Genomic DNA, 16731 nt, shown 5'->3' with positions numbered 1-16731 from the left:
GATCAGGGCGCGGGGGCGCGGAAGCGCGGGCGCAGGCGCGCCGTGGCCTCGATCTCGATCTTCATCTCGGGTGTCTGCAGCCCGGCATGGATGAGGGTGGAGGCGGGGCGGATCTCGCCGAAATACAGGCGCAGCACCGGCCAGCACGGCTCCCAGTCCGCCCGGTTCGGCACGATGAAGAGGAGGCGCACGATGTCCTCAAGCGTCGCCCCGGCCTGGGCCAGGGCGGCAGCGACGTTCTTCAGCGCCCTTTCGCACTGCACCTGCACATCGTCCGAGATGGTCATGGTGTCGTAGTCGTAGCCCGTGGTGCCGGAAACGAAAACAAGGTCCCCGTCCACCACGGCTCGGGAATAGCCGATCTCGCGCTCGAAGCGGGAGCCGGATGAGATCAGGCGTCGCATGTCGGCATCCCGTCGCGATGGCCCGGCAGGGATGCCCGGCGGATCAGAGATGCCGGGCAGATGACAGGGCGGGCGGGGGCGGTCAATGGCCGCCATGGTGGCCCGGCGGCCGCGCGGCTAGCCTGACGAATCGAAGCGGCAGGCCACGAAGACCGAAACGATGCCGGATACGACCTGCGGCTGCTGCGGCCTGGGCAGCTCGGGCCGCCCGGTAGGTGGCCGGCGCGGCCTTCTCTGCGCCGGCCTCGGTGGCTTGGCAGCGGCACTTTCAACCTCCGCCCCGGCCCGCGCCGCGGACCCGGTGCCCCACACCCGCCTGACCCCGGACGAGGCCCTGGCCTTGCTGAAGAAGGGCAACGACGAGTTCCGGCACGAGGAGCCCTTCACCTTCCCGCACGGGCACAAGACGCTGGAGGATCTCTCCCGCGGGCAGGCGCCCTTCGTGGTGCTGGTCGGATGCTCGGACAGCCGCGTGCCGCCGGAACTCCTCTTCGGGCGCGGCCTGGGCGAGATGTTCATCGTCCGCAACGCCGGGAATACGGTGGACACCGCGGCGCTGGGCAGCATCGAGTACGGGGTGGGCGTGCTGGGCTGCCCGCTGGTGGTGGTGATGGGCCACCAGGGCTGCGGCGCCGTGGCGGCCGCGCTGGAAATGGTGGAGCGCAACGCGGCCTTCCCCGGCGTGATTGGGGAGATGGTGCAGCCCATCCTGCCCGCCGTGATCTCCGCCCGCCGCCCGGACGGCACGATCGCGCTGGACGACGCCGTGGTGGCGAATGCCCGCCGCGTGGCCGCACGGATCAAGACCCAGAGCGTGGTGCTGCAGGACGCGATCCGCGCCGGGCACCTGAAGGTGGTCGCCGCCCGCTACGACCTGGGCACGGGCGACGTCCGCTGGCTGGACGAGGGGTGACGGCCCGCGGCGCCCTGGCGGGGCGCCGCGGACGGCTGGATCACTCCAGCCCGTCGTAGAAGTCGTTGCCCTTGTCGTCGACCACGATGAAGGCGGGGAAGTCCTCCACCTCGATCCGCCACACGGCCTCCATGCCGAGCTCGGGGTACTCCAGCACCTCCACCTTGCGGATGCAGTCCTGCGCCAGCCTTGCCGCCGGCCCGCCGACGGAGCCGAGGTAGAAGCCGCCATGCTGCTTGCAGGCGTTGGTCACGGCCTTGGAGCGGTTGCCCTTGGCCAGCATCACCAGCGATCCGCCGGCGGCCTGGAACTCCGCCACGTAGCTGTCCATGCGTCCCGCGGTGGTCGGGCCGAAGGAGCCGGTGGGCATCCCCTCCGGCGTCTTCGCCGGCCCGGCGTAATAGACGGGGTGGTTCTTGATGTACTCCGGCAGGCCCTGGCCCGCGTCCAGCCGCTCCTTCAGCTTGGCGTGCGCGATGTCGCGCGCCACTACGATGGTGCCCGTCAGGGAGACGCGGGTCTTCACGGGGTGCTTCGTCAGCTCCGCCCGGATCGCGTCCATCGGCTGGTTCAGGTCGATCTTCACGACCTCCCCGGAGTCCTCCAGCCCCTCCGTCTGGTCGGGCAGGAAGCGCGCGGGATCATGCTCCAGCTGCTCCAGGAACACGCCCTCCGGCGTGATCTTCGCCTTGATCTGCCGGTCGGCCGAGCAGGAAACGCCGATGCCGATGGGGAGCGACGCGCCGTGGCGGGGCAGGCGGATCACCCGCACGTCGTGGCAGAAGTACTTGCCGCCGAACTGCGCGCCGATGCCGATGTTCTGCGTCAGCTTGTGGATCTCGGCCTCCAGCTCCCGGTCGCGGAAGGCGTGGCCCGCCTTGCTGCCCTTCTCCGGCAGCGTGTCGTAGTAGCGGGTGGAACCCATCTTCACCGTCTTCAGGTTCGTCTCGGCGGAAGTGCCGCCGATGACGATGGAGAGGTGGTAAGGCGGGCAGGCGCTGGTCCCCAGCGTCTTGATCTTCTCCTCCAGGAAGGCGAGCAGCTTCGGCTTGTTCAGCACGGCGCGCGTCTGCTGGTACAGGAAGGTCTTGTTGGCGCTGCCGCCGCCCTTGAGGATGAACTGCAGGAAGAACTCGTCCGCGTGGTAGTCGCCGGGCGAGGCGTAGATGTCGAACTGCACCGGCAGGTTGTTGCCGGTGTTCACCTCGTCATACATCGTCAGCGGCGCCATCTGGGAATAGCGCAGGTTCGTCTCTGTGTAGGTGCGGTGCACGCCGTAGGAGAGGGCCTCCTCCTCGTCGCCCTCCACCCACACGCGCTGGCCCTTCTTGCCGAACACGATCGCCGTGCCCGTGTCCTGGCACATGGGCAGCTTGCCGCCGGCCGCGATGCTCGCGTTCTTCAGCAGGTCCAGGGCCACGAAGCGGTCGTTCGCGGAAGCCTCCGGGTCCTTCAGGATGTTCGCCAGTTGCTGCAGGTGCCCGGGGCGCAGCAGATGGGACACGTCCTTGCACGCCTGGAAGGCCAGCTCCTCCAGCACCTCCGGCCTGATCTTCAGGACCGTCCTGCCGTCCACCTCGATGGTCGAGACGCCGTTGATGTCGAGCTTGCGGTAGGGCGTCAGGTCCTCGCCGAGCGGGAACATCGGGCTGAACAGGAAGCCCGCGCTGCGCTGGGACACGGGCATGCCCGAATCCGCCTCGGCGCCGTCATGCGTGGCCACCGGCGTCGCGGCGCTGCTCGGGCCCGGCGGGATCGGCGCGTTGGCGTCCAGCGTCTGGTCGGGGGAGGAGGTGATGGGGGAGGTCACGGGACGCGCTCCAGGATTGTTGGTCCCCGGGGCGGCGGAAAGGCGGGTCCGGCGGCCGCCCACGGGGCAGGTGCCCGCGCGCGCGGCCAAGTGGCCGCGCGGCGGAAAGACCATCGCGTGTTAGCGCGGCCCCGCCCGGCGCACCAGCAGGTAGAACGCAGATGGAAACGCCGGCGGGCGTGGGTAAGGGGGGAGGGGCCGCCCCTATTCCTTCGTCGGGCGCCGCCGGAAGGCGTCCAGGCTCACCACCTGGGCGGGCGCGTCGCTGCGCGCCGGGGGCTCCTCCGTCGCGGGCGGGTCTTCCGGCTCCACCGGTTCCGGCACCGCTTCGGCGTCGGGGATCACGGCATCGCCGAAGCGCAGCCCCACCCGCACATGCGGGTCCCAGAAGGCCACCAGCGCCGCGAAGGGGATCACCAGGGTCGCCGCGACCCCGCCGAAGGAGAGCCCGACCGAGACCTTCTGCTCTCCTCGGTCCACCTTCAGGTCCCAGAACTGGTGCTGCAGGACGATGGTCATCTCCTGCGGGTAGCGGGCCTTCAGATGGCCCGGCACCTTCGTTTCCGGGTTGTCGGTGCGGAAGGTCAGGTAGAAATGGTGCTCGCCCGGCAGCCCGTTCCTCGCCGCGAACTCCAGCGCCCGGAGCGCCACGTTCCGCATGGCCTCCTCGGTCCAGCGATCATAGGGCAGCAGGCTTTCGGGAGGCGGCGCGGAATCGCTCATGCGCTGGTCGTGTCCAAGGCTGGTCCGGTCATCAAGGGTCTGTCGCCCGCAACATAAGGCAACGCGCCCGCGCGGCCTAGTTGCACAGCGTGAAAGTGCAAGATGAGGGGAGCAGCAGGAAAAGTGGGGGGATTCTGTTGCCCCGTTCCCCCCGGACGGCGCTTACCTATCTCTAGGCAGCGAGCGCCATGGTCTCGCGACCATTATCGTTGGCACTTGTGATTTAGCCCGATAACGGCGGTACAATGCCGGGCAAAGGACACGTCTTTACCGCGCGCGTCGAGCCTGTTTCGCCCCCATGCCCCGCTTCCCATGCCGGGAAGGCCCCTTGCGGGGTCCGGGCCGATAAGCCCGGTTCAGGATGGTGGAGGCGCCGGGCACTGCCCCCGGGTCCACAACGCTTATTCCACGTGCCGTTTATCACCATAGTCGCCCGAAGGCGGCACCTCAGCATATAGGCGCCGGGCCCCGGTTTGACCAGGGGCGGGAAGGGGCATCAGACCACCTTGAACACCCGAATGCAGACCGCCGCCCGCGCCGGCCGCAGGCTGTCCAGCGTGCCGACATAGACGCCGCGGTTCAGCCAGGCGTGCGGCCCTTCCGGCGCTGTGATCTCGATCGTGGACCGGGCGTAGCGCGGCCCGCCAGTAACTCCCCCCTGCGGGTCGTCCACCAGCACCTGGTTCCGCACGGTGATGACCGCGCCGTCCTCCGCCTGCAGCTCGTACAGAGCGTCCAGCCGCCGCACCCCATCCTTGCGGATAAGCTGCCGGTCGGCGCCGCCGGGCAGCACCTTGCCGCGGATGCGCGGCCCCTCGAAGGTCCCGCCGGTGATCGGCACCATCCGCCGCTCGCCCAGTGGGGAATCGCCGAGCATCAGCGTGGGCGCGAGGTCGCAGATCGCCTCGTACACGAATTCCGTGCGCGGCAGCACGAGCGGCACCGTCCCCGCCATGGGCGGCGCATAGCCCGGCGCGCCCTGGGCCGCGGCTTCACGGGCCAGGGGGATGGTCAAGGGCGCGGACATGGCGAGGCCGGCGACGAGGGCGCGGCGCCCGTGACCTCGGCCCTGGGGCGCAGAGCCTTCGGGATTGCTGGACATGTTTCTTCCTCCCTCGGTCCGCTGGACAGCGGCCGAGGACCATTAAACACTCCCTCCGGCCAGGGCCGTCGAGAGCACCAGCCAGCGGGAGGACAGCGCATGACGCGTCGAATCAACCGTCGCACCAACCACTGGGCCGGCGTCGCCGCCCTGGCTACCCTGCTCGCGCCGGCAGCCGCCGCTGCCGCGACGGAATGCGCCGCCCTGGCCTCGCTCGCCCGCCCGGACCTCCGCATCACCCGTGCCGAACCGGTCCCGGCCGGCACCTTGCCCGCCGACAATCCCGGCCGCGCCGCCCTCACCGGTGCCGCCCGGTCCGGAGCCGCTCTCCCCGCCCATTGCCTGGTCGAGGGCATGATCGCACCCCGCACCGGGGCCGGCGGCGTGTCCTTCGGCATCGGTTTCCAGCTCCGCATGCCCGAGCCCTGGAACGGCCGCTTCCTGTTCCAGGGCGGCGGCGGCCAGGACGGCGTCATCAACGAGGCGGTGGGCGCGATCCCCGTCTCCGGCTCCACTGCCCGCCCGGCACTGAACCGGGGCTACGCCGTCGTCTCGACCGATTCCGGCCATCAGGGCCGCGACAGCAGCGACTCCTCCTTCGGCCTGGACCAGCAGGCCAGGATCGACCACGCCTACGCCTCCATCGGCGCGGTTTCGCGCGAGGCCCGCGCCCTCATCGCCGCCCGTTACGGAAGGGCGCCGGAACGCGCCTATTTCATGGGCTGCTCCAATGGCGGCCGCTCCGCGATGACTGCGGCACAGCGCTTCCCCACGGAGTTCGACGGCATCGTGGCGGGCAATCCCGGCTTCCGCCTCAGCCGTGCCGCAGTGGCCCAGGCCTGGGACATCCAGGCGCTGACCGCCGCCGCGCCGAAGGACGGGGAGGGGCGGCCGGTTCTCGCCAATGCACTGACGCCGGCCGACATGAACCTCGTCGCGCAATCCATCGTGAAGGCCTGCGACGCGGCGGACGGCGTGGCGGACGGCACGGTGGAGGCCATGTCCGCCTGCCGCTTCGACCCCGCCGCCCTGCGATGCACGGGCGATAAGACCGAGGCCTGCCTGACCGATCCGCAGGTCGCCGCCCTTTCCCGCGTGTTTGGCGGCGCGAAGGACGGGCAGGGCAGGGCGCTTTATGCCGGCTGGCCCTGGGATCCCGGCATCGCCTCCCCGGGCTGGCGGGCCTGGAAGCTCGGCACTTCACAGACGGCGGCTCCAAACGCGCGCTCCGCCACCCTCACGCCTGGCTCGCTCGGCCTGTACTTCATGACGCCGCCCGTGCCGGACCTGAAGCTGGCCGAGTTCGACTTCGACCGCGACGCGCCGCGCACCCTGCAGACCGGCGCCATCAACGACCCGACCGCCACCCTCTACTCGACCTTCACCGCCCGGGGCGGGCGGATGATTGTCTTCCACGGCAATGCCGACCCGGTCTTCTCCGCGGACGACCTGCGCGCCTACTGGAAGGCGCTGGCGGCCGACAATGGCGGGGATGCCGCCCTGGCCGGCTGGGCGCGGATGTTCATGGTTCCCGGCATGACCCATTGCGGCGGCGGGCCGGCGCTGGATGATTTCGACCCGCTGACAGCGATCGAGGCCTGGGTGGAGCGCGGCGAGGCGCCGGAGAGCCTGCTGGCGCGCGGCAGCGCCTTCCCCGGCCGCAGCCGGCCCGTATGTCCCTTCCCGCAGGAGGCGCGCTTCGGCGGCGGCGATGCACAGGCCGCCGGAAGCTTCACCTGTGCAGATCCCTGAAGCGGCCGGGTGAGGTGGCGCATCCAGGAACAGCTTCCGGGAGCCGGCCCGCGACCCGATCCGGAACAAATTCGAGGCGGCACTACCGCCACAAGCGATAATCAACGGGAATGATACGCCAGCACCGCCCGACAGATAACTTTACGCACACGAAACGGTGAAAGGCCCCAGACCGGCGTAATATTTCGGCCCGGCCGCCCTAACGTGCCGCCCTCGCAACGCAGCGTGGGCGGATCCTTCCCCATGGCGTCCAGACACCCGCCGCTCCAAACCGTCGTCGAGGGCATCTACGCCGCGGCAGCGGATCCCGCCGGATGGCCGGGGGCCCTGACCCTCCTGGCCGACCATGTCGGCGGAACCGGTGCCATGCTGGTCTTCAACGCCCCGGCCGAGAAGCGCGCGGCGATCGTCACGGGGCGGCTGAGGCCGGACCTGACGGATCTCTACATGCGCGACCCGACCTACGCGGACAATCCCTGGACCACGCGGCTGACAGCGGTCCCCATGGGGCGACCGGGCATCGCCAGCCGCTACGTGGACCCCGCGCTGCTGCGGAGGACGGCGGCCTATGCCGATCTCCTGGTGCCGCAGAAGATCGAGGACCTGATCGTGCTCACCCATCCCGCCATGGCGCGCGGCCGGGCCTCGGGCGGATTCGGCGTCACCCTTTCCCAGCGCGGGGCGGAGCGGGCGGAGGACGCCGCGCACCGCCTCGGGCGCCTCGCGCCGCACCTCTACCGCGGGCTGGAAATCTCGCTCCGCATGGCGCCGCACGCCGATGGCCGGGCGCAGCTGGACACGGCGCTGCACGCCATGCCCGGCGCCGCCCTGGTCCTGGACGGAACCGGCCGCATCCTCCTCGCCAACCCACCCGCCGAGGCGCTGCTGCGCGCCTCGGACGGGTTGGTGGCCGGGACCGATGGCGGGCCGTGCCTGGCGGCTTCTGTGCCGGCCGAGACGCGCCTCCTCTCCCGCCGGATCGCGGAGGCGCTGGCCTGCACGGCGGATCCGGAGGCGGCGCTGTCCGGCCCCTTCCTCATCACCCGCCCCTCCGGAGAGGCGCCGCTCCTCGTCACCGTCATTCCCCTTCCGCCGCCGGCCTTCCCGATCTGGCAGATGGGTGCCAATCCCCGCGCCCTGGTCCTGATCACGGATCCCGCCTCCATCCGGGAGGTGAGCGCGGCGGGCCTCTGCGCCGTGCTGGGCTTCACCCCCGCCGAGGCGCGGGTGGCTGCGATGGTCACCGCCGGCGCGGGCGTACCCCAGGTGGCGGCGGCGATCGGCGTCTCGCCCGCAACAGTGAAGACGCAACTCGCGAACTGCTTCGAGAAGACGGGGCTGCACTCGCAGATGGCGCTGGCCCGCCTGATCAACGGCTTTCCGGCCTCTCCGGCGCCGACTTCTCCAGCGCCGGGTGCCCCAGCCAGGTCTGCTCCTGCGGAAGGTGCTTCAGCGCCGGCTGTTCCAGAACCGGGCGAAGAAAGCTGACCAGCCGCCCGGCCGCATCTGCCGCGATGTTGGCATCGGCCTTGGTCCGGATGCGCCCACCATTCGGCAGGGGGAGGAGGACCGTGCGGGCGCCGTAGGCCGCACCGATGTCCCAGCCGTAGCTGGCCGTCGGGTAGTCGTGCCAGCGCGTGGCCGCGCGCCCGGCGGCCGCCAGCTCCTGCCGCAGCGCCTCGCAGCTGCCGGTCGGCTCGCGCGTGTCCTGGCCGGCGACGAAAACGGCCGCTGGGGCCGGTGTCCAGGGCTGCGGCCGGGCATACCCGCCCTCCCGCAGTGCCGCGCATCCCGGGTAAAGGGCGGCATGGGCCGCGAAGCGTGCGCCATAGGCGCCGAGGACGGGATAGGTGACCTCATCCGCCCCGGCCAGCAGGGCGGAACGCCCGCCGGAGCCCAGCCCCGCCACGGCAACGCGCCTGGCATCGATCGCCGGCCGCTCGGCGAGATGCGCGAGCACGTCGGCCAGCTGCTGCGCGCTGGTCCAGTCGTCGTCCGGCATCGCGCCGGACTCCCGGGCGAAGCCGAGGGGACCTTCCGGCGCGTTGCCATCGAGGTCGATCTGGAGGGTGGCCCATCCCTCCTGCACCAGCACGTCGGAAAGCTCCGCCACGCGGCTGTCCATGGCGTAGGCATCGGCCACGAGAATGACGGTGGGGAAGGCCGTTCCGGCCGGCTTCCCTGATGGAAGGGTCAACAGCGCGGGCACGAGCCGCGGCGCCTCGGCCGCCTGGGCGAGGCGGAGCATTAGGACGGATTGGTCGGCCTCCGCGCGTGCCTGCGGCCCGCTGGCGAGCAGGGCAAGGAGGGTGGGGAGGAGGTGGCGGTGATGGCGTGACATGCGCGGAACTCCGGCCGTGGCGCCTGCCCGGAGGCGTATCCCCTCGGGAGAAGCGCCCCAGCCTCCGCCCCCGGGCCTTGCCCGCGCATCCCCCGATCGGGGGAGCGCGGGCAAGGCGGCACGCGGCCTATGGCGTGCCGCCGTCCCGCGGGCAGGGGATCTCCCCCTCCACCAGGAAACCGTAGGTGTCGCGCTCGGCAAGGCCGGTCACCTCCCCCACGGCCTGCGGCGTGGACGACAGGATGGGGCGGAGCGTGCAGGTCTGGTTGAACGGGAAGCCGATGGTATCCCGCTCCGGCTGGCCCGTGACGTTGCCGACCGGGACGGGGTTTCCCAGCGCACCGGGCGGCATCGAGGAAGGTGCCGGCCCCTGGGCCAGGGCCGGCAACGCGGCAAGGGTGGCGAGGACTATGCCCATCCAGGGGGCGCGCCTCTTGGTGCTGGCGTTCATTAGGAATTCTCCCGGAGAGGCCGGAGCGTTCCGCCCGACCTGGACCGAGGCTGAAGGGCGCCGGTGTTCCCGGCATCACCCGATCGGATGAGGCACCGCGCCGGATCCTCCGCGGCGCGAAGTGGCGGAGCGGATGAACCCCTGGCCGTCGGCGGCGTTCGAGGGGCAGCGCCACTGATCCCAGCCGCCAACCGCCAGTGAGGTTCCCGATGGCCGCCACCCTCTCCCTGCCGCGCGCCGCCTCCGCCCTGCTTCTCCTCGGCCTTGTCGCGGGGTGTGCGAACGAGGCCGGGCGCTCCGTGGCGCCGGTCCCGCCAGGCCTGAACACGCCCCAGCCGCCGGAACAGCGCTCGGGAACGCTGCCCTCGGGCAACAGCACCAACCCCGGCACCTCGGCGAACACGCGCTGAGCCCCCGATAGCCCCGGCCCGGCTGGCGAACGGCCCCCCGCCCCGGTAAACCCCCTGCCCAGGCTGGGGACAGGGGCAGGGGGACAGCGAATGGAATTGACCGAGACGCAGCGACAGGAGCTGGCCGAGGCCGAGGCCCAGCGTCACGAGACCCGCCGCCCCGTCTCCCCGGGCTTGGAGGCGATGCTCTTCCGCCCCGCCCCCGTGCTGGACCACGGCTTCGTCCGGGTGGTGGACTACATGGGCGACGATTCCGCGGTGGTGCAGGCCGCCCGCGTCTCCTACGGGCGCGGCACCAAGGCGGCGAACGAGGATCGCGGCCTGATCCGCTACCTCATGCGCCACCGGCACTCCACGCCGTTCGAGATGTGTGAGATCAAGTACCACGTGAAGCTGCCGATCTTCGTGGCGCGGCAGTGGATCCGCCACCGCATGGCGAACGTGAACGAGTACTCCGCCCGCTACTCCATCCTGGACCGCGAGTTCTACCTGCCCGCCCCGGACCAGCTCGCCGCCCAGTCCGCCGTGAACCGCCAGGGCCGCGGCAGCGTCCTCCAGGGCGATGAGGCCGCGCGCGTGCTGGACCTGCTGCGGGAGGACGCGACCCGCAATTACGACCACTACCTGGAGATGCTGAACGAGGACGCGGAGGGCCGGGTGACCGACGAGGGCCGGCGCGGCCTGGCACGCGAGCTTGCGCGCATGAACCTCACCCTCAACGCCTATACGCAGTGGTACTGGAAGACCGACCTCCACAATCTCCTGAACTTCCTCTCGCTCCGCGCAGACGCCCACGCCCAGTACGAGATCCGCGTCTACGCGGAGGCGATGCTGGACACGGTGAAGGCCTGGGTGCCGCTGACCTATGAGGCCTTCCGTGACTACCGCCAGGGCGCCGTCACCTTCTCCGCCCAGATGCTCGCCGTGGTGCGCGGCATGGTGGACGGGGAGGACCCTCAGCAGGAAGGCAGCGGCCTTTCCAAGCGCGAGTGGCGTGAACTGATGGCGATGCTCGGCCGCGAGGCCTGATCCCGCCCCGGCGCGCCATGGGCAAGCCCCCCGTCCGCGCCGCCGGCGCGCCCGCCAAGCCCCCCGCCGGGCCGAAGCCGGCGCGCCCGCGCGTGCCCACCAAGGCGCCCGCGAAGCCGAAGGCGGCCGGGAAGCCCAGGACCGCCGCCTTTCCCGCCGCGCGCGGCGGCTGGCTCGCGCGCCTCTTCGGCGGCGCGTCCTGGCTCGGGGTCGCGGTGATCGTTCTCTCCATCCTCGTCATCCTGCCGATCGCCGCCGCCGTGCTGGGCGATATCTGGGCCGTTATCCTCGCCGCCCTGATCGGCGGCTTCGCGCTCGGCCGCGCCACGGCGCGCTAATCCCGGACCACTCCGGCCGCCCGACACGCTCCTCCCCCCGGGGGCGAAGCCCAGCCGGCTATCGGGCGGAAGCATCCCCGCTGCTCACCGGGCGGGCACGACCCTCGCCACCTCCCGCGCGTTGTCGTGCCGTAGCGGAGCGGAGGCGATGATGGCGGACAAGGTGGTTCTGGTGACGGGCGCGGGCTCCGGCATCGGCGAGGCGACGGCCCGCCGCTTCTCGCGGGACGGCTACGCGGTGGTGCTTGCCGGCCGCACGAAGGAGAAGCTGGACCGCGTGGCGGCGGACCTGCCCGCCGACCGCACCCTGGTGGTGGTGGCCGACGTCTCCGACGAGGAGCAGTGCACCTTCCTCGTCAACCGCGCCGTGGAGCGCTTCGGCCGGCTGGACGTGCTGGTGAACAACGCCGGCGTCCACGCCACCGGCCCTGTGGCGGAGGCGAAGACCGCCGACTGGCGGAAGGTGATGGGCACGGACCTGGACGGCGTCTTCTTCCTCACCCGCGCGGCCGTGCCGCACCTCGTGCCCACCGGGGGCAGCATCACCAACGTCTCCTCGGTCTCCGGCCTCGGCGGGGACTGGAACATGAGCATCTACAACGCCACCAAGGGCGCCGTGACGAACTTCACCCGCGCCGTGGCGATGGAGCTGGGCCCGAAGGGCGTGCGCGTGAACGCCGTGAACCCCGCCCTGACGCTGACGGACATGACGGAGGACATGAAGGGCGACGAGAAGCTGCTGGCGAAGTTCCGCGAGCGCACGCCGCTCGGCCGCCCCGCCGACCCGGCCGACGTCGCGGACGTGATCGCCTTCCTGGCGAGCCACGATGCCCGCTACGTCACCGGCGTGAACCTGCCTGTGGATGGCGGCCTCTCCGCCTCCAACGGCCAGCCGCCCCAGGCCTGATCCCACCGGTGTCCCAAGGGCGCGGCGCGCTGCTTGCGGGCGGCGCCGCGGCGCCCGAAAACCGCGCATGCCCGTCACCGTCTTCGGTTCCGCCAACGCCGACCTCGTCTTCCCCGTGGAGAGCCTGCCGGCCCCCGGCCACACCGTGCTCGGCGGCCCGTGGCGGGCCCTGCCGGGCGGCAAGGGCGCGAACCAGGCGGTGGCGGCCGCGCGGGACGGTGCGGCGGTGCGCTTCGCAGGCGCCGTGGGGCGGGACCCGATGGCCTCCATCGCCCTTTCCGCCCTGCGCGCCGCCGGGGCCGATCTCTCGGCCGTGGCGGAGAGGGATGCGCCCACCGGTGCCGCCTGCATCTGCGTGGACTCCGCCGGCCGCAACCAGATCGCCGTCTCCCTCGGCGCCAACGCCCTGGCGCGCGCGGCCCAGGTGCCGCCCCTGGTGCCGGGCGAGGTCGTGCTGATGCAGATGGAGGTCCCGCCGGACGAGAACGCCGCCCTGATCCGCCGCGCCCGCGCCGAAGGGGCGCTGCCCGTTCTCAACCTCGCACCCGCCGCGCCGATGGAGCCGGGTGCCCTCCGCGCCCTGCATCTGCTGATCGCGAACGAACACGAGGCCGCCTGGCTGGCCGCCGCCCTGGGCTGCCCGGCCTCCGCAGCCGGGCTGCGCGCCGCCCTCGGCGTCACCGTCGCCGTCACCCTCGGCGAGGCCGGGGCGGAGGCGGCGGGGGAGGGAGGGCACTGGCGTGTCTCCGCCTTTCCGGCCCGCGCCGTGGACACCACCGGCGCCGGAGATGCCTGGTGCGGCGTCCTCGCCGCCGCTCTCTCCCGCGGGGTGTCACTGGAGGCGGCCATGCGCCGCGCCTCCGCCGCCGCCGCCCTGTCCTGCACGCGCCCGGGCGCGGCCGAGGCCATGCCAATGGCGGCCGAGACGGAGGTGCTGCTCGGCGTGGGCTGACCTAGCCCCGCAGCAGCGTCAGCCGGATCGCCAGGCCGCGCAGGTCACCGGCCTCCGCCTTGTCCAGCGCGCGCAGCAGCTGGCTACGGACCGTGGAGATCTGTACGCCCCGCATTTCCGCGATCTCCTTGGGCGATGACCCGGCCGCCAGCGCCAGGGCCACCTCGGCCTCGGTCCGGGTGAAGCCGAAGAGCTGCTGGGCGCGGCGCAGGGTCTTCTCGCTCGTGGAGACGGCCTCCGGCGTGACGACGACCAAGGCCAGTCCCGGCCCGGCAACGAGGCGTGAGAGCGGGGAAACCGTCACCCGGCACTGCCCGGCCGGCCCCAGTTCCAGGACCGCCTCCATGCCCGCGCCGCCGCGCGCCGCATTCCCGATGGCGGCGCGCAACGTGCCGGTGGCGCGTTCTTCCGGCAGGGTCAGCAGGCGCTGCGGCACGGCGCCGCGCAGCCGCAGAGCCCCCACCGCGTCCAGCCGCTCCGACTCCGCATTCGTCACCAGAACCCGCCCGTGGCCGTCCGTGGCGATGGCGGCCGCCTGCAGCGCCTGCAGCATCGCCGAAATGCCGGCGGTCCAGGCCGGGGCCGCGGTGTCCCCGCCCCGCGCCAGCTGCTGCCCCGTCTGCCATGCGCGCCTGAGATGCGGCAGCAGCCGGCGCAGCCGGGCCGATTCGCCGGCCGCGAAGCCCTCCATCCCCTGTGGGCGGATGATGGAGACGCGCCCCACCGGGGAGGACGGGTCGCGCCCGATCGCGACGCAGGCGCCGATGAGGTGGAAGGTCTCGATGCGCCGCCCGAAATCCGCGTAGTACTCGGTCCGCCGCAGCGCCGCGTCCGCGATCAGCTCGGTCCCGAGCTGGACCGTGTCGAGCTGCAACGCGTTGATGGCGGTCCGCCACGGGTCGATCCGGTGGTAGTAGGAGCGGTAGAGCGGTTCCGTCTCTGAAGGCAGGTTCGTGACCATCGGGGAATCCGGCATCCCCGTGCGGGGATCCAGCGTCCAGAACGCCGCCTGCACCCCGCCCACGAGCTTCGCGAGGGCGGAAGGGAGGGAGTCGCGTGCCTCCCGGTCGAGCGGTGAGAGATAGATCCGGCCAAGCAGCCCATCCCAGTGCGTCTCATCGTCCATGCAACCACGAGACTAGTCTGAAAACGCCGTTCCGGAATGATCCGGGCTGCGAAGATGTTCTCCTGGGTGGGGCCGGGAGCCTCGGCCCCTCAGTCCCGCAGCAAGGTCAGGCGGATCGCAAGGGCCCGCAGGTCGCTCGCCCCCGCCTTGTCCTGCGCGCTCACCAGCTGGCTGCGGATGGTGGAGATCCGCACGCCGCGCGCCTCCGCGATCTCTCCCGGGGATTGCCCGGTCGCCAGGGCCAGCGCCACCTCTGCCTCCGTGCGGGTGAACCCGAAAAGGCGCTGCGCCCGCTGGAGGGTCGCCTCGTCAGAGGCCAGCGCCTCCGGCGTGATCAGCACCAGCGTCCAGCCCACGCATCCCGGCAGCTTCTGCAGTAGCGGCGAGACGGTGATGCGGCATGGCCCGGCGGCGCCGAGCGGGAGCAGGCATTCCAGCCCGGGCCCGCCGCGTGCCGCGTCGGCGATGGCAACGAGGAGGCGTTGCGTGTCCTCCTCCCGCTCCAGCCGAAGCACTCGGTCGGGTGGCGCGCCACGCAGGATCAGGGCTCCGGCAGTGTCAAGGCGCTCTGCCGCGGGATTGGTCAGCCGCACACGCCCGTAGCCATCTGTGACCACCGCTGCCGTCCGGATGCCCGCCAGCACCGCTGCCACGCCGAGGTCCCAGTTCAGCGATGCGGCTGGCCCACCCGGGCTGGCCAGCTGCATCGAGACCTGCCACGCGCGCCTCAGATGGGGCAGCAGGCGCTGCAGCCGTGCCGCCTCCGCCGCCGCGAAGGCCTCCTTGTCCTTGGGCCGGAGAACCGCGAGTGCGCCGAAGGCAGCCGTGGGATCGGTGCCCAGCATCAGGCGGGTGCCGACCACATGGAAGGTCTCCATGTGGCGCCCGAAATCATTGTAGTACTCGGATCGCGCCAGTTCCGCGTCCGGGATGAGTTCCGACCCGTGGGTCACCTCATTCCAGGCCATCCGGCTATTGTGGGCCATCCAGGGGTCGAGCCGGTGGTAGTGCTGGCTGTAGAGCGCCGCCCCCTCGCGCGGCAGATTGGTCAGGACATCCGATGCAGGATTTCCCGTCCGGGGATCCACCATCCAGAGGGCTGCCGAGGCGCCGCCCACTGCCCGGGCCAGGGCGGCGGGCACGCGCGCCCTTGCTGCCAGATCCGTTGCCGACAGGTAGATGTCGGCGATCAGGGATTCCCACGCCGCTTCATCGTCCATACGACTCCGAGCATAGGCCCGGCGTCGCAGGGCAACAATCGCACCTGATAATCTCCGAGATCCCTCAGTCCACGACAATCCGCGGCCCGGTGCCCGCCCGCGCCCCGCCCGCCTTCGCCCAGACCCGGTCCGCGATGCCGCGGTAGAGCGCTGCCTCGTGGCTCTCCGGCGCGGCCAGCACCACCGGCCGCCCCGCATCCGCGTGCTCCCGGATGGAGAGGGTCAGGGGCAGCTCGCCCAGGAACTCCACCCCCAGCCGCTCCGCCTCCGCCCGCGCCCCGCCATGGCCGAACACGTCGCTGCGGTGGTTGCAGTTCGGGCAGCAGAAGTAGCTCATGTTCTCCACCAGCCCGAGCACCGGCACGCTGACCTTCTCGAACATGCGGATGCCCCGGCGCGCGTCCAGTAGCGCCACGTCCTGCGGGGTGGAGACGATCACAGCGCCCCGCAGCGCCACGCGCTGAGAAAGGGTGAGCTGCGCGTCCCCCGTGCCCGGCGGCATATCGATGATCATGGCGTCCAGCGCGCCCCACTCCACCTGGGACATCATCTGCTCCAGCGCGCCCATCACCATCGGGCCGCGCCAGATCATCGGCTGCTCCTGGTCCACCAGGAAGCCGATGGACATGGCCTTCAGCCCCCAGGCCTCCACCGGCATGATCCGGTTGCCGTCCGTCCGCGGCCGCTCGTTGGCGCCCAGCATCATCGGCAGGGAAGGGCCGTAGATGTCGGCGTCCAGCAGCCCCACGCGCAGTCCCTTCTGCGCCAGGGACACGGCCAGGTTCACCGCCGTCGTGCTCTTACCCACGCCGCCCTTGCCGGAGGCGACCGCGATCACCGCACCCGCCTCCTGCAACAGCATCCCGCCGCGCGGGCCGGCACCGGGGCCGCCGTGCCCAGCACCCTGTCCAGCACCCTGGCCACCACCGGGGCCGTGGGCATGGCCATGGGCCGGCGCGGGGGAGGGTGCCCCGCGGTGCGCCGTCAGCACCGCCGTCGCGGCTCGCACGCCCGGCACCGCCCGGGTCGCCGCCTCGGCCGCCGCGCGCACCGCCTCGTACTCCCGCGCCCGCTCGCGCGGCACGCCGATTTCCACCTGCACCATCCCGTCGCGCACCGCGATGCCGCCCAGAAGTCCCGCCGAGACGATGTCCCGCCCCGTCGCCGGATCCCGCACCCCCGCCAGCGCCGACCGCACCGCCGCCTCCAGACCGCTCACCATCGCTTGAAAACCCCCGCACCCCGGCCAACAT

The 16731-nt window shown here is 71.9% G+C and carries 17 protein-coding genes and 1 other RNA gene; 8 read left to right on the top strand and 10 right to left on the bottom strand.

The features are described 5' to 3' along the window. Positions 1 to 2 precede the first annotated feature (2 nt). Positions 3 to 404, bottom strand: coding sequence for a RidA family protein (locus NRP21_RS21995; protein WP_257718388.1), 402 nt, complete (start codon positions 402 to 404; stop codon positions 3 to 5). A 160-nt stretch (positions 405 to 564) separates the two neighbouring features. On the opposite strand from NRP21_RS21995, the gene NRP21_RS21990 reads away from it, so the two are divergent. Further along, entirely contained in the window at positions 565 to 1317 is a 753-nt protein-coding gene (locus tag NRP21_RS21990) for a carbonic anhydrase (protein ID WP_257718387.1), read from the top strand. Between the two features lie 40 nt (positions 1318 to 1357). Here the strand turns inward: NRP21_RS21990 and NRP21_RS21985 are convergent, their stop codons facing one another. The 4 genes from NRP21_RS21985 to NRP21_RS21970 form a co-directional block, all read right to left on the bottom strand. After that, entirely contained in the window at positions 1358 to 3004 is a 1647-nt protein-coding gene (locus NRP21_RS21985) for a fumarate hydratase (RefSeq protein WP_308219926.1), read from the bottom strand. 327 nt (positions 3005 to 3331) lie between these two features. Then, entirely contained in the window at positions 3332 to 3850 is a 519-nt protein-coding gene (locus NRP21_RS21980; protein ID WP_257718386.1) for an SspB family protein, read from the bottom strand. Between the two features lie 122 nt (positions 3851 to 3972). Continuing rightward, positions 3973 to 4334, bottom strand: a transfer-messenger RNA (tmRNA) gene (gene ssrA, locus NRP21_RS21975). A gap of 12 nt (positions 4335 to 4346) precedes the next feature. After that, complete coding sequence (locus tag NRP21_RS21970) at positions 4347 to 4952, bottom strand: DUF3237 domain-containing protein (RefSeq protein ID WP_257718385.1); 606 nt, start codon at positions 4950 to 4952, stop codon at positions 4347 to 4349. A 99-nt stretch (positions 4953 to 5051) separates the two neighbouring features. On the opposite strand from NRP21_RS21970, the gene NRP21_RS21965 reads away from it, so the two are divergent. Both NRP21_RS21965 and NRP21_RS21960 read left to right on the top strand, forming a co-directional pair. Continuing rightward, entirely contained in the window at positions 5052 to 6704 is a 1653-nt protein-coding gene (locus NRP21_RS21965) for a tannase/feruloyl esterase family alpha/beta hydrolase (protein WP_257718384.1), read from the top strand. Positions 6705 to 6947: 243 nt separating this feature from the next. Next, the gene (locus NRP21_RS21960) at positions 6948 to 8192 is read left to right on the top strand and encodes a helix-turn-helix transcriptional regulator (protein ID WP_257718383.1); all 1245 of its coding nucleotides are present in this window, start codon (positions 6948 to 6950) and stop codon (positions 8190 to 8192) included. On the opposite strand, the gene NRP21_RS21955 is transcribed toward NRP21_RS21960, so the two are convergent. Beyond that, positions 8074 to 9045 (bottom strand): dienelactone hydrolase family protein, encoded by a 972-nt coding sequence (locus NRP21_RS21955; RefSeq protein WP_257718382.1) that lies wholly within the window; start codon positions 9043 to 9045, stop codon positions 8074 to 8076. The two genes, NRP21_RS21960 and NRP21_RS21955, sit on opposite strands and share 119 nt — an antisense overlap. Before the next feature lie 127 nt (positions 9046 to 9172). After that, positions 9173 to 9496 carry a hypothetical protein gene (locus NRP21_RS21950; protein WP_257718381.1) on the bottom strand — a complete coding sequence of 108 codons (324 nt, stop codon included), beginning with the start codon at positions 9494 to 9496 and terminating at the stop codon, positions 9173 to 9175. A 209-nt stretch (positions 9497 to 9705) separates the two neighbouring features. Here NRP21_RS21950 and NRP21_RS21945 point away from each other — a divergent pair, with 209 nt between their 5' ends. The 5 genes from NRP21_RS21945 to NRP21_RS21925 all read left to right on the top strand — a co-directional run bounded on the left by NRP21_RS21945 (position 9706) and on the right by NRP21_RS21925 (position 13132). Next, positions 9706 to 9906, top strand: coding sequence for a hypothetical protein (locus tag NRP21_RS21945; protein WP_257718380.1), 201 nt, complete (start codon positions 9706 to 9708; stop codon positions 9904 to 9906). Positions 9907 to 9996: 90 nt separating this feature from the next. Next, positions 9997 to 10935, top strand: coding sequence for an FAD-dependent thymidylate synthase (thyX, locus tag NRP21_RS21940; protein WP_257718379.1), 939 nt, complete (start codon positions 9997 to 9999; stop codon positions 10933 to 10935). 17 nt (positions 10936 to 10952) lie between these two features. After that, positions 10953 to 11273, top strand: a complete 321-nt coding sequence (locus NRP21_RS21935) for a hypothetical protein (protein WP_257718378.1) — start codon at positions 10953 to 10955, stop codon at positions 11271 to 11273. Between the two features lie 148 nt (positions 11274 to 11421). Then, positions 11422 to 12180: an SDR family NAD(P)-dependent oxidoreductase gene (locus NRP21_RS21930; protein WP_257718377.1), complete on the top strand. Its 759-nt coding sequence runs from the start codon at positions 11422 to 11424 to the stop codon at positions 12178 to 12180. Positions 12181 to 12247: 67 nt separating this feature from the next. After that, entirely contained in the window at positions 12248 to 13132 is an 885-nt protein-coding gene (locus tag NRP21_RS21925; protein ID WP_257718376.1) for a PfkB family carbohydrate kinase, read from the top strand. Position 13133: 1 nt separating this feature from the next. Here the strand turns inward: NRP21_RS21925 and NRP21_RS21920 are convergent, their stop codons facing one another. The 3 genes from NRP21_RS21920 to NRP21_RS21910 form a co-directional block, all read right to left on the bottom strand. Continuing rightward, a complete protein-coding gene (locus tag NRP21_RS21920; protein ID WP_257718375.1) occupies positions 13134 to 14258 on the bottom strand; it encodes a helix-turn-helix transcriptional regulator in 1125 nt (374 codons plus the stop codon). An 89-nt stretch (positions 14259 to 14347) separates the two neighbouring features. Beyond that, positions 14348 to 15478 (bottom strand): helix-turn-helix transcriptional regulator, encoded by a 1131-nt coding sequence (locus NRP21_RS21915; RefSeq protein WP_257718374.1) that lies wholly within the window; start codon positions 15476 to 15478, stop codon positions 14348 to 14350. Between the two features lie 64 nt (positions 15479 to 15542). Next, positions 15543 to 16700: an Mrp/NBP35 family ATP-binding protein gene (locus NRP21_RS21910; protein ID WP_257718373.1), complete on the bottom strand. Its 1158-nt coding sequence runs from the start codon at positions 16698 to 16700 to the stop codon at positions 15543 to 15545. Positions 16701 to 16731: the final 31 nt, after the last annotated feature.

Origin of the sequence: Roseomonas populi (genome assembly GCF_024594815.1) — a bacterium.
Lineage (GTDB): Bacteria > Pseudomonadota > Alphaproteobacteria > Acetobacterales > Acetobacteraceae > Roseomonas > Roseomonas populi.
This window is presented reverse-complemented; position numbering and strand designations above follow the sequence as displayed.

Excerpts from the sequence above, each read along its gene's own strand:
- NRP21_RS21955 (WP_257718382.1), bottom strand. The coding sequence starts at position 9,045 with ATGTCACGCCATCACCGCCACCTCCTCCCCACCCTCCTTGCCCTGCTC.
- thyX (WP_257718379.1), top strand. The coding sequence starts at position 9,997 with ATGGAATTGACCGAGACGCAGCGACAGGAGCTGGCCGAGGCCGAGGCC.
- NRP21_RS21995 (WP_257718388.1), bottom strand. The coding sequence starts at position 404 with ATGCGACGCCTGATCTCATCCGGCTCCCGCTTCGAGCGCGAGATCGGC.
- NRP21_RS21970 (WP_257718385.1), bottom strand. The coding sequence starts at position 4,952 with ATGTCCAGCAATCCCGAAGGCTCTGCGCCCCAGGGCCGAGGTCACGGG.
- NRP21_RS21965 (WP_257718384.1), top strand. The coding sequence starts at position 5,052 with ATGACGCGTCGAATCAACCGTCGCACCAACCACTGGGCCGGCGTCGCC.
- NRP21_RS21920 (WP_257718375.1), bottom strand. The coding sequence starts at position 14,258 with ATGGACGATGAGACGCACTGGGATGGGCTGCTTGGCCGGATCTATCTC.
- NRP21_RS21960 (WP_257718383.1), top strand. The coding sequence starts at position 6,948 with ATGGCGTCCAGACACCCGCCGCTCCAAACCGTCGTCGAGGGCATCTAC.
- NRP21_RS21945 (WP_257718380.1), top strand. The coding sequence starts at position 9,706 with ATGGCCGCCACCCTCTCCCTGCCGCGCGCCGCCTCCGCCCTGCTTCTC.
- NRP21_RS21985 (WP_308219926.1), bottom strand. The coding sequence starts at position 3,004 with ATGCCCGTGTCCCAGCGCAGCGCGGGCTTCCTGTTCAGCCCGATGTTC.
- NRP21_RS21925 (WP_257718376.1), top strand. The coding sequence starts at position 12,248 with ATGCCCGTCACCGTCTTCGGTTCCGCCAACGCCGACCTCGTCTTCCCC.
- NRP21_RS21980 (WP_257718386.1), bottom strand. The coding sequence starts at position 3,850 with ATGAGCGATTCCGCGCCGCCTCCCGAAAGCCTGCTGCCCTATGATCGC.
- NRP21_RS21990 (WP_257718387.1), top strand. The coding sequence starts at position 565 with ATGCCGGATACGACCTGCGGCTGCTGCGGCCTGGGCAGCTCGGGCCGC.
- NRP21_RS21910 (WP_257718373.1), bottom strand. The coding sequence starts at position 16,700 with ATGGTGAGCGGTCTGGAGGCGGCGGTGCGGTCGGCGCTGGCGGGGGTG.
- NRP21_RS21935 (WP_257718378.1), top strand. The coding sequence starts at position 10,953 with ATGGGCAAGCCCCCCGTCCGCGCCGCCGGCGCGCCCGCCAAGCCCCCC.
- NRP21_RS21930 (WP_257718377.1), top strand. The coding sequence starts at position 11,422 with ATGATGGCGGACAAGGTGGTTCTGGTGACGGGCGCGGGCTCCGGCATC.
- NRP21_RS21915 (WP_257718374.1), bottom strand. The coding sequence starts at position 15,478 with ATGGACGATGAAGCGGCGTGGGAATCCCTGATCGCCGACATCTACCTG.
- NRP21_RS21950 (WP_257718381.1), bottom strand. The coding sequence starts at position 9,496 with ATGAACGCCAGCACCAAGAGGCGCGCCCCCTGGATGGGCATAGTCCTC.